Source organism: Rhizobium mongolense subsp. loessense, assembly GCF_900099775.1.
GTDB classification, from domain to species: Bacteria; Pseudomonadota; Alphaproteobacteria; order Rhizobiales; family Rhizobiaceae; genus Rhizobium; species Rhizobium loessense.
In genome coordinates this window covers 1-9,016 of sequence record NZ_FMTM01000028.1, presented here as the reverse complement: position 1 = coordinate 9,016, position 9,016 = coordinate 1, and the positions used below count along the sequence as shown (strand labels likewise).

Annotated in this window: 11 protein-coding genes and 1 pseudogene; 9 read left to right on the top strand and 3 right to left on the bottom strand. The window is 60.2% G+C overall.

The features are described from left to right. A partial coding sequence (locus BLP23_RS34165) for a hypothetical protein (protein WP_208603229.1) occupies positions 1-186 on the top strand: 186 nt, incomplete at its 5' end. A gap of 510 nt (positions 187-696) precedes the next feature. Here the strand turns inward: BLP23_RS34165 and BLP23_RS32870 are convergent. Beyond that, a complete protein-coding gene (locus tag BLP23_RS32870) occupies positions 697-1,221 on the bottom strand; it encodes a DUF6428 family protein (RefSeq protein WP_092588828.1) in 525 nt (174 codons plus the stop codon). A 42-nt stretch (positions 1,222-1,263) separates the two neighbouring features. Between BLP23_RS32870 and BLP23_RS32865 the strand changes: the two genes are divergently transcribed. The 6 genes from BLP23_RS32865 to arsK are packed head-to-tail and all read left to right on the top strand — an operon-like array spanning position 1,264 to position 5,184. Then, entirely contained in the window at positions 1,264-1,620 is a 357-nt protein-coding gene (locus BLP23_RS32865; RefSeq protein WP_092588827.1) for an ArsR/SmtB family transcription factor, read from the top strand. Further along, positions 1,617-2,147, top strand: a complete 531-nt coding sequence (locus BLP23_RS32860; RefSeq protein WP_092588826.1) for an arsenate reductase ArsC — start codon at positions 1,617-1,619, stop codon at positions 2,145-2,147. The genes BLP23_RS32865 and BLP23_RS32860 overlap by 4 nt, the downstream gene beginning before the upstream one ends. 2 nt (positions 2,148-2,149) lie before the next feature. Next, positions 2,150-2,842: an aquaporin gene (locus tag BLP23_RS32855; RefSeq protein ID WP_092588825.1), complete on the top strand. Its 693-nt coding sequence runs from the start codon at positions 2,150-2,152 to the stop codon at positions 2,840-2,842. After that, the gene (arsC, locus tag BLP23_RS32850) at positions 2,839-3,261 is read left to right on the top strand and encodes an arsenate reductase (glutaredoxin) (protein WP_092588824.1); all 423 of its coding nucleotides are present in this window, start codon (positions 2,839-2,841) and stop codon (positions 3,259-3,261) included. The genes BLP23_RS32855 and arsC overlap by 4 nt, the downstream gene beginning before the upstream one ends. Then, complete coding sequence (arsH, locus tag BLP23_RS32845; RefSeq protein WP_167364063.1) at positions 3,236-3,961, top strand: arsenical resistance protein ArsH; 726 nt, start codon at positions 3,236-3,238, stop codon at positions 3,959-3,961. The genes arsC and arsH overlap by 26 nt, the downstream gene beginning before the upstream one ends. Beyond that, positions 3,958-5,184 (top strand): arsenite efflux MFS transporter ArsK, encoded by a 1,227-nt coding sequence (gene arsK, locus BLP23_RS32840; protein WP_092588823.1) that lies wholly within the window; start codon positions 3,958-3,960, stop codon positions 5,182-5,184. Before arsH ends, arsK begins: the two co-directional genes overlap by 4 nt. 29 nt (positions 5,185-5,213) lie before the next feature. Here the strand turns inward: arsK and BLP23_RS32835 are convergent, their stop codons facing one another. Next, positions 5,214-5,720: a hypothetical protein gene (locus BLP23_RS32835; RefSeq protein ID WP_092588830.1), complete on the bottom strand. Its 507-nt coding sequence runs from the start codon at positions 5,718-5,720 to the stop codon at positions 5,214-5,216. Between the two features lie 46 nt (positions 5,721-5,766). Next, the gene (locus BLP23_RS32830) at positions 5,767-7,113 is read right to left on the bottom strand and encodes a mechanosensitive ion channel family protein (RefSeq protein ID WP_092588822.1); all 1,347 of its coding nucleotides are present in this window, start codon (positions 7,111-7,113) and stop codon (positions 5,767-5,769) included. A gap of 563 nt (positions 7,114-7,676) precedes the next feature. Between BLP23_RS32830 and BLP23_RS32825 the strand changes: the two genes are divergently transcribed. Both BLP23_RS32825 and BLP23_RS32815 read left to right on the top strand, forming a co-directional pair. Continuing rightward, positions 7,677-8,483, top strand: coding sequence for a sulfite exporter TauE/SafE family protein (locus BLP23_RS32825; RefSeq protein ID WP_092588829.1), 807 nt, complete (start codon positions 7,677-7,679; stop codon positions 8,481-8,483). 251 nt (positions 8,484-8,734) lie between these two features. Beyond that, positions 8,735-9,016: pseudogene (locus tag BLP23_RS32815) on the top strand (DUF4440 domain-containing protein); the annotation flags it as partial.

Genomic DNA, 9,016 nt, shown 5'->3' with positions numbered 1-9,016 from the left:
TCACCGATATTCTTGGTGCTGCCCTCACCGAATTTCGCCGGAAGCGGCATCTCCGGAGGCGTGTGGTCCGGTCCGCTCACGCAGCCCGCCAGCAAAGACGCGATTACAAAATACGCTGCGCTACGAGCTAGTGCTGTTCGCCCCCTCAACCCGCCGACCTCCTTGGTTTTGCCAAAAGTACGCTAAACGTGGTTAACGAAGCGTTGCCTTCGTGCGTTCGGTCGACCTGCTTTCGGAATGCGACGATGCGGAGGGCTTGGTCTGTGGCCGGGGCAACCATTTAAAGCTCACGTCTCGCGGGCACATCCGCGGGCGGGGTGCGGGGAGAGGCCGGCACAAAAACCGGTGGACGGAAACGAAAAGCGTCGTTCGGGTCAGCGCTCGTTGGTGCCTGGAGGCAGGACGAGGCATTGGCGCAAGGCGTCAGGCGAGAGGTCTTGCCCGCCATCCTGGCTGCTTGAGGACGGGAGCTTTGCCTGGAGGAATCCTGGGCCAGCCCGGGTGGCGGTTCGAAGATCGGATATATGGCGACGCCCACAGCAAGGCTGACGGAAACGCAGGTTACAATGTAAAACAGCACAAACCTCATGCCACTTATAACGGCAGTGTCCCGACGACATATCAACCCGCCCAATATGATTAGGAGGGGCCGGAGATAACTTTCGCAGATGTTGGCCGTTGGCTTTTCAGTGCCATTTAGGCGCAGCAAGCATCTTTGCCATGCGTGGGCCTGCAGCAGGCTTCAGTCTTTCGTGTTTCCTCTTTGAGCCAGCGGTCGCGCGGCTTGCAGCTTGCCGGGCGAGGCGCAAGTTCGACGTGCACCATACCGCCTAGCAGGGCCGGCATGGCCGCGCAATAAAGCTGCATCGGCCGCACGCCGTCGCTGACTTCGAATGTCAGCCTTGCCGAACCGTCGAGCTTTACATGCTCGGTCACCTTTCGGATGATTGCATGGAATTTTCCAGCCGGCATATGCGTGCGGTCGTCCTCTTCGATATCCCATAGCTGGATGAAAATCTCTCGCCATGCTTCCGGGTTGGCGCCGCAGTCGAGCGCTGCGAACTCACCGGTCTTGACTTCGGTAACGTGGTAGCCCGGTTTCACCGGCCGGCCATCGTAATGGAAAACCAAGGGCAAGTCCTTGGCGTCTGCCAGGAAGTCGAGGAGCAGGCCGAGGCTGATGTCGTGGTCCTGCATTTTGCTGTTGTCGATCGCGCTCATTTGCACTAATCCTAATTTCAACGATTCAAGGATTATTGAAATATGGATCAACGTCAAGCCCTGAGCGCTTTCGCCGCGCTCGCACAGGAAACCCGCCTGCAGATCGTCCGCGTGCTGGTGGTCGCCGGTCCAGACGGCATGGCCGCCGGAATGGTTGCGGAGAAGACGGCCGTCTCGCCGTCGAATGTCTCCTTCCATCTCAAGGAGCTCGAACGATCCGGCCTCATCAGTCAGAAACGCGAATCCCGCTCGATCATCTACACCGCGAATTATAATGCGCTGGGCGGTCTGATCCGCTTCCTGATGGAAGACTGCTGCGCCGGGAACCCTGAAATCTGCGCACCTGTGGCGGCGGTCGCCGCATGCTGCGCGCCTAAAGTGGAGGAGAAACTGCAATGACTGCCGACCGTGTCTACCATGTGCTGTTCCTGTGCACCGGCAATTCCGCCCGCTCGATCCTGGCGGAGTCCATTCTCAACACCGAAGGCAAGGGCCGCTTCCGGGCGTTTTCGGCAGGGAGCCAACCCAAGGGTAAGGTCAATCCCTATGCGCTGAAGGAGCTGCAGGCGCTGGGCTATCCTTCGACCGGCTTCAGCTCGAAGAGCTGGGACATGTTTGCCGAGGCAGGTGCTCCGAAAATGGATTTCATCTTCACGGTCTGCGACAGCGCCGCGGGCGAAGCCTGTCCGGTCTGGATCGGTCATCCGATGACTGCCCACTGGGGCGTCGAGGATCCAGCCGCTGTCGAGGGCAGCGAAGTCGAGAAGGGCCGAGCTTTCGCGCAGGCCGCACGGTTCCTGAAGAACCGGATCATGGCTTTCCTGAGCCTGCCTTTGTCGTCGATCGACAAGCTCGCTCTGGAGCAGCATCTGCGCCAGATCGGCGCCATGGAAGGTTCGACGAGCAATCCGGTGAAGGCAGAATAACGATGGTGTTCGATCTGCCGCGCCGCCTGGTGTCCGAGGGCCTCGGCACAGCACTTCTCGTCGCGACCGTCGTCGGGTCGGGCATCATGGCGACATCGCTGACGCAGGATGTCGGACTGGCGCTACTCGGCAACACGCTGGCGACCGGCGCGATCCTGGTGGTCCTGATCACTATCCTCGCGCCAATTTCCGGAGCTCATTTCAATCCGGCGGTCTCGCTGGTCTTCGCGATATCGCGGTCGCTGCCGAAACGCCATTTCCTCTGCTACGTCCTGGCGCAGGTAGCTGGCGGCGCCATCGGGGCGCTAGCGGCCCATCTGATGTTCGATCTTCCGCTCGTCCAGTTGTCGACAAAGGTACGCACCGGCGGAGCGCAATGGTTTTCCGAAGGTGTCGCGACCTTCGGCCTGGTGACGGTAATTCTCGCCGGGATCCGCTTCGAGCAGAAGGCGGTGCCCTGGTTGGTGGGGCTTTATATCACGGCCGCCTACTGGTTCACCGCTTCGACTTCCTTCGCCAATCCTGCCGTTGCCTTCGCCCGCTCGCTGACCGACACCTTTTCCGGCATCCGTCCGGTCGATCTTCCGGGCTTCTGGGTCGCCGAAATCGCCGGCGCGGTCGCGGCGCTTTTTCTTTTCACCTGGTTGTTGCAGCCGGGTGCATCGTCAACCCTTTCATCTGAGGCAAAGCTATGAAAGCCACCATCTATCACAACCCAGAATGCGGCACGTCGCGCAACACGCTGGCGATCATCCGCAATGCCGGGATCGAGCCGACGGTCATCGAGTATCTGCAAACCCCGCCGTCGCGCGCGGAGCTCGTCAAGATGATCGCCGACGCCGGCCTGACGGTGCGCCAGGCTATCCGCGAGAAGGGTACGCCCTATGCGGAGTTGGGGCTCGATGACGCGGCCCTGACCGACGATCAGCTTCTCGACGCGATGCTGAAAGATCCGATCCTCATCAACCGGCCCTTCGTCGTGACGCCGCTCGGCACACGCCTGGCGCGGCCATCGGAGGCGGTTCTGGATATCCTGCCGGACACCCATAAAGGCGCCTTCGCCAAGGAAGACGGCGAACAGGTTCTCGATGCGGAAGGTAGGCGCATTGTCTGAGCTGCCGGCAGCCTCCCGCGAACATCTGCGGCCTCTCGATCTCGTAGCGCTGCGGCCCCCATTCGCGAAGCATAAGCCCCGTATCCTGATCCTCTACGGTTCGCTGCGCACAGTCTCCTACAGTAGGCTGCTCGCCCATGAGGCGGCGCGCCTGCTCGAGCACTTCGGCTGCGAGGTGCGGATATTCAATCCGGAGGGATTGCCGCTTCCCGATGCGGAGCCGGTAAGCCATCCGAAGGTCCAGGAACTGCGCGATCTTTCAAAGTGGTCGGAAGGGCAGGTATGGGTTTCGCCGGAACGCCACGGCGCCATGACCGGTATCATGAAGGCGCAGATCGACTGGATTCCGCTTTCGGTTGGCTCGGTGCGGCCAACGCAGGGCAAGACGCTTGCCGTCATGCAGGTGTCGGGCGGCTCGCAGTCTTTCAACGCCGTTGGGCAGATGCGCATGCTCGGCCGCTGGATGCGCATGATCACGATTCCGAACCAGTCTTCAGTCGCCAAGGCTTTTCAGGAGTTCGATGCGGACGGCCGCATGAGATCCTCGTCTTATTACGACCGGGTAGTTGACGTTTGCGAGGAGTTGGTGAAATTCACGTGGCTTACCCGCGACGCCTCTGCCTATCTCACCGATCGCTATAGCGAGCGCAAGGAAGAGGCCGATAAGCTCGAACAGCGCGTGAGCCTGAAATCTATATGACCGAACCTCCGCCGATTGCCGCCATTATCGCCCTTGGCATCACGCAGATCATCGGCTACGGCACGCTCTATTACAGCTTCAGCATCCTCGCCCCCAATATGTCGCGGGATCTCGGATGGCCGTCCGAGGCTGTCTTCGGCGCATTGTCCGCGGCTCTCCTGATCGGAGGCCTTATGGCACCTGCGCTCGGCAAATGGATCGACCGCTTTGGCGCCGGTCGGATCATGACGGCGGGATCGGCGATCGCGGCGGCAGCACTTGTCGCCTGCGCGCTGGCGCCCGGCAGGATTTCCTTCGTGGCGGCCCTGATCGGCATCGAGGCGGCGTCGAACCTCGTTCAATATGGCGCGGCCTTCGCGTTACTCGTGCAGATCCGGCCGCAGGCGGCACAACGGAGCATCACCTATCTGACGCTCATCGGCGGGTTTGCCTCGACGATCTTCTGGCCGATCACGTCAATGCTGCACGCCGAGATGTCGTGGCGGCAGGTCTATCTGGTATTCGCAGGCCTCAACCTCATCATCTGCCTGCCTATCCATGCCGTGCTCTCGCGGCAGATGCGCCGAAATCGGGAGCGAAGCGGCAAGGCTACGCCGGCGAGACGTGTGGAAGGAACGCTTGCCGCATCGGCCCGCAGGATGGGTTTCGTTCTGATGGCGCTTTCCTTCTCCCTCCAGTCGCTGGTGAGCTCGGCCATGCTCGTCCATATGGTGCCGCTGCTTTCCGGCCTCGGGCTCGGCGCGACAGCGGCGCTGGTCGGGACGTTCTTCGGCCCCTCGCAGGTTCTCAGTAGGTTGACGAACATGCTCTTCGGCGTGAACCTGCCGCCGCTCAAGCTTGCCATCATCGCGGCCACGCTTATGTCGGCAGCGGTATTCCTACTCATCCCGACCGCGCCTTCCGTTGCCGGCGCCGTCGCATTCGCAGTTGTCTTCGGCCTGGGGAACGGCCTTTTCAGCATCGTCACGGGAACGCTTCCGCTGTTGCTCTTCGGAAGTGACGGCTATGGAAAGATGCAGGGCCGGGTGATGGCGGCGCGGCTGATCGTGTCGGCCGTCGCACCCTTTGCGCTGGCCTACCTGATCGGGAGCATCGGCGTCGTCTGGTCGCTGGCGTTGACGTCGGCGGCAGGCGCCCTTGCCGTGCTGGTTCTGGTGGCCATCGGGCAACTCGCCAGGAACGGATCGGCTTCGGAAGCAGCCGCGACGCAGACGAGCAACTGACGAAACCGGCTGGACAGACTGGCGGAAGTTCACTGACGCATAAGATCGATGTTGCTGGTCACGACGGACCCTCCGGTCGCATGGTCGCGATCGACCGTGCGCAGGCGCAAGCCATCCGCCCCGACCTTCTCGATGGTCATGGTGGCGTTCCGGTCGCCGTTCACGGGGCGGGCCCAGCGCACGGAAAGATTGATGGCGTTTCCGCGGCGGCTTCCAGAAAGCGCAGACGGTAGGCCCATCGGTCCGACATAGGTTCCGGTATAGCGCCCGCCGCTGACCCTCAGATTTGCCGAAACGGCCCGGCGCACGACGACAAATCCCCGGCAGCTGCCGTTCATGGAGAAGTTGGCTCGGCCCGCCGTCGTTGCGAAGCTGCATCGCACGTTGACCGGATCGCTGCCGATCCGCATCAGCACCTGGCCCGCGCCTTGCCAGTTTCCGGCAAGCGACTGGAGGAAATTGGCTTCCTGAGCGGCTACCGCAAGCGGCTGGGAGCCGGCGAGTGCGAGAGAGAGCAAATAAACGGAGCGGCGCATGGCGATGACCTCGTGAACGGATATTGCCGAACGTCTTTCAGGCAATTCAGTTCCCGGTTTTGGGGCTGCCGGAAGCGCAGTCATCACCTGGCCGTTGCCGAAGAGAGGCGCGAGCAAGCTCGACAGGTGTCTTCATGATGATTTCGCGATGCGGGAACGGGATCGAAATGCCGGCTGCCTTGAATGCATCCCATAATGCCATGAGTACTTCACCGCGCACGTTGGTAAGGCCGTTGCTCGGGTCGGAGATCCAGAATCTCAGCTTGAAATCGACCGATGATGCCCCGAAGGCCGTCATCCAGCAGACTGGCTGGGCGTAGGTGCCGGCTACCCGCGGAATGGTCTTGGCGGCCTCGATCGCGATGCGGGTAACCTCGTGCGGATCGCTGTCATACGAAGTTCCGAAATCTACCTCGATGCGGACATAATCGCTGGAAAACGACCAGTTGACGACTTGCTGGGAAATAAAGTCTTCGTTTGGAATGAGGTACTCCTTGCCATCTCTCGTGATGACGGAGACGAAGCGGGAGCGCAGGTCGCGGATGGAGCCGAAGGTCTCCCCCAGTGTAATCGTGTCGCCCGGCTTGATGGATTTATCGAGCAGGATGATGATTCCGGATATGAAGTTGGAGACGACCTTCTGCAGGCCGAAACCAATGCCGACGCCGACAGCACCTGAAAAAACCGTGAGCGCCGTCAGGTCAATGCCTGTTGCAGACAACGCAATCGTGCCCGCAAAGACAATGAGGCCAATCTTGATCAGTTTGCTGATGAGAACCTTCAGGGAGGGCGTGAGATCGGCGGACTTCTGGATCCAGTTCGACGACATGTTACCGATCAGAACCGCAAGCCAGATCAGCGCGACGGAAAGGACGATGGCCTTCAAGACGAGAAGCATTGAAAGGCGAACGGCGCCTAGATTGACCGCAATACCATCGAGTGCTGCCAGGAGCGCGCGATCCAGCCCAAGCGCGTAAAGTGCAAAGTACAGCCAGCCCGCCGCAGCAACGACGCGCGCCAGCATCTGGTTTCGGATGATGCGCGTGAGTACCGAGATGACGAACCACGCCACCACAAGAGTGAGGGCTGTTGCTACCAGCCACCGGTGCGATGGCCACGCAAATCGCAACAGCACCACATCCGCAATCGCCAGCAGCACAATCAGAAAGAGCCAGCGTGTTCGCCGCATGAATGCGATGATGACGCGAAGTAGATCCGGATTTCCCTTGATGGTGCGGGCGCGAGATTCCAGTGCCGGCTCGATCCGTTTTGCCAGCAAGCCTGAAAGCAGGTAACCGGCGACAATCAGGGCGGACTGATAGAGCGTCCACTCATTGAGAAGGAAAGCCTGCAGCCAGGATCCGGCAGCGTTGACCGCCTCTAGGAAATCCATCGTCGTTCTCTCGCGATTTTGCAGAATAACCAGCGGGAGCGGGGTTTTGTTCAAATGCGAGTGTCGAGGCAGCTTGTCCGGCCTGAAGTGGGCATGCGGGTGGAGGTCTTCTGCGGCCGAACTCAGCAGGTAAAATCGACCGAGCGCGGAACGTTTGCTTGATCGGGTGCATCCTAGGCTTCGGTTTCAAGCAATTGTGCCTCACGCCGTCGCCACTCGATAGGTCTGCTTTCATATCCTATTTCAAGACAGAGACCTTCCCCTGACATTTGTCGCCGATGGCGCAATATTCTGCCCGAGAGCTGCCCATTTATCGGATTGCCGCACCTAGAATCGATTGGCAAACCTCCTCTCGGTCCTCCGATCTCCCCGTCGCGCTCGGCCTTCAGCTCGCGGATCTCGGATCGTCGATGATGGCGATCAATGGGAAGATCCAGCGAGACGGCCACGTAGTCCACCTCGTTGCCCAGCAGCTCTTCAATCTGTCGGGCGACCTGTCAGGGCTTGCTCGGCGCCAAGTATACCTTCTATCCGGGTCGAGATATTTGTGCATACGTATCGATATGACCGACACTGCCAATACGCCACTTACTCATCCCCCCTCGGCCGCCGCCTTTGGCGGCGGGGCCATAATCGGCGTACTGGGGGGCGTCATTGGCCTTGGTGGTGCCGAGTTTCGGCTACCGATTCTGATTGGATTCTTCAATTTCGTGGCCTTAGAGGCGGTGATCCTAAACAAGGCAATGAGCTTGGTCGTGGTCGCAACGGCTTTGCCATTCCGTGCCGGGATAGTACCGTTCAGCACCATCGCCGATAACTGGGCAATTGTTGTCAATCTTCTCACCGGAAGTCTCCTCGGGGCCTGGTTTGGAGCGGGCTGGGCAACGCGCCTTCGGTCGGAGACGCTTTACAAGGTCATCGCCGCCATGCTGGTGGCAATCGCCATCGTTTTGGTGCTTGGGCACGACGCAACGGCAGGACAACCGTTGTTGACGGGCGTGGCACAGCTTATCGCGGGCGTAGTAGCAGGCTTCATCATCGGCATCGTCGCAGCTCTGCTAGGAGTAGCGGGCGGCGAGCTTTTGATACCGACTCTGGTCCTCCTCTTCGGCGCCGACATCAAGCTTGCCGGCAGTCTTTCCCTCGCCGTCAGCCTGCCCACAATGCTGGTGGGCTTTACCCGCTATAGCCGGGACCGGGGCTTCTCCGTAATCGGCCGCAACAAGGGTTTCCTTCTGATGATGGCAGCCGGATCAACTGTTGGGACGTTCGGTGGGGGTATGCTTCTTGGAATCGTTCCCAACGGCGTTTTGCTCCCAGCGCTGGCAATCATCCTGCTAATTTCTGCGGTGAAGGTCTGGCGGCATTAATGCCAGAGCTACTTCGTTGGGACCTCACCTCAATGCACCTAGAGACTATGCCGAGCGGATGATTGTGGTTCTACCGAAAATCCCGAGGCTTAGGCATCTTGGTCCGCATAGTTTCCTGCTCGGATAAATCCCGGATCTCCATATCGACACCTTGAAGGTGAAGGCGCGAAATTCCCACTAGCTTCGTGTGTCGGTGTCGGATTGTCGTTCCCTCGTTCGTCCTCTGCTTGAACAGCACAGGAGAACGGTCAATGAGCAACGAAACCAAAGTCAATATCGAAGAAGAGGCGATTATCGCCATGCTGACGATGCGCGCTTCCGCGCTCGGCGAAAAAGATGCCAAGGGCGCACTTTCCTACGAAACCGAGGATTCGGTCGAGTTTTCGCTAGCACCGCCGCTCGTCTATCACGGCAAGGACGAGGCAGGCCTGCAGGCGTGGTTCAATACCTGGGAAGGTCCGATCGGTGGCGATGTTTGCGCTGCCAAGCTAACGGTCGGCGGAGACGTTGCTTTCTGGAGTGGTCTGACGCGC

Bases quoted from the DNA above. Each gene is read 5' to 3' on its own strand.
- BLP23_RS32870 (WP_092588828.1), bottom strand. From the start codon at position 1,221: ATGAGCGCGATCGACAACAGCAAAATGCAGGACCACGACATCAGCCTC.
- BLP23_RS32865 (WP_092588827.1), top strand. From the start codon at position 1,264: ATGGATCAACGTCAAGCCCTGAGCGCTTTCGCCGCGCTCGCACAGGAA.
- BLP23_RS32860 (WP_092588826.1), top strand. From the start codon at position 1,617: ATGACTGCCGACCGTGTCTACCATGTGCTGTTCCTGTGCACCGGCAAT.
- BLP23_RS32855 (WP_092588825.1), top strand. From the start codon at position 2,150: ATGGTGTTCGATCTGCCGCGCCGCCTGGTGTCCGAGGGCCTCGGCACA.
- arsC (WP_092588824.1), top strand. From the start codon at position 2,839: ATGAAAGCCACCATCTATCACAACCCAGAATGCGGCACGTCGCGCAAC.
- arsH (WP_167364063.1), top strand. From the start codon at position 3,236: ATGCGGAAGGTAGGCGCATTGTCTGAGCTGCCGGCAGCCTCCCGCGAA.
- arsK (WP_092588823.1), top strand. From the start codon at position 3,958: ATGACCGAACCTCCGCCGATTGCCGCCATTATCGCCCTTGGCATCACG.
- BLP23_RS32835 (WP_092588830.1), bottom strand. From the start codon at position 5,720: ATGCGCCGCTCCGTTTATTTGCTCTCTCTCGCACTCGCCGGCTCCCAG.
- BLP23_RS32830 (WP_092588822.1), bottom strand. From the start codon at position 7,113: ATGGATTTCCTAGAGGCGGTCAACGCTGCCGGATCCTGGCTGCAGGCT.
- BLP23_RS32825 (WP_092588829.1), top strand. From the start codon at position 7,677: ATGACCGACACTGCCAATACGCCACTTACTCATCCCCCCTCGGCCGCC.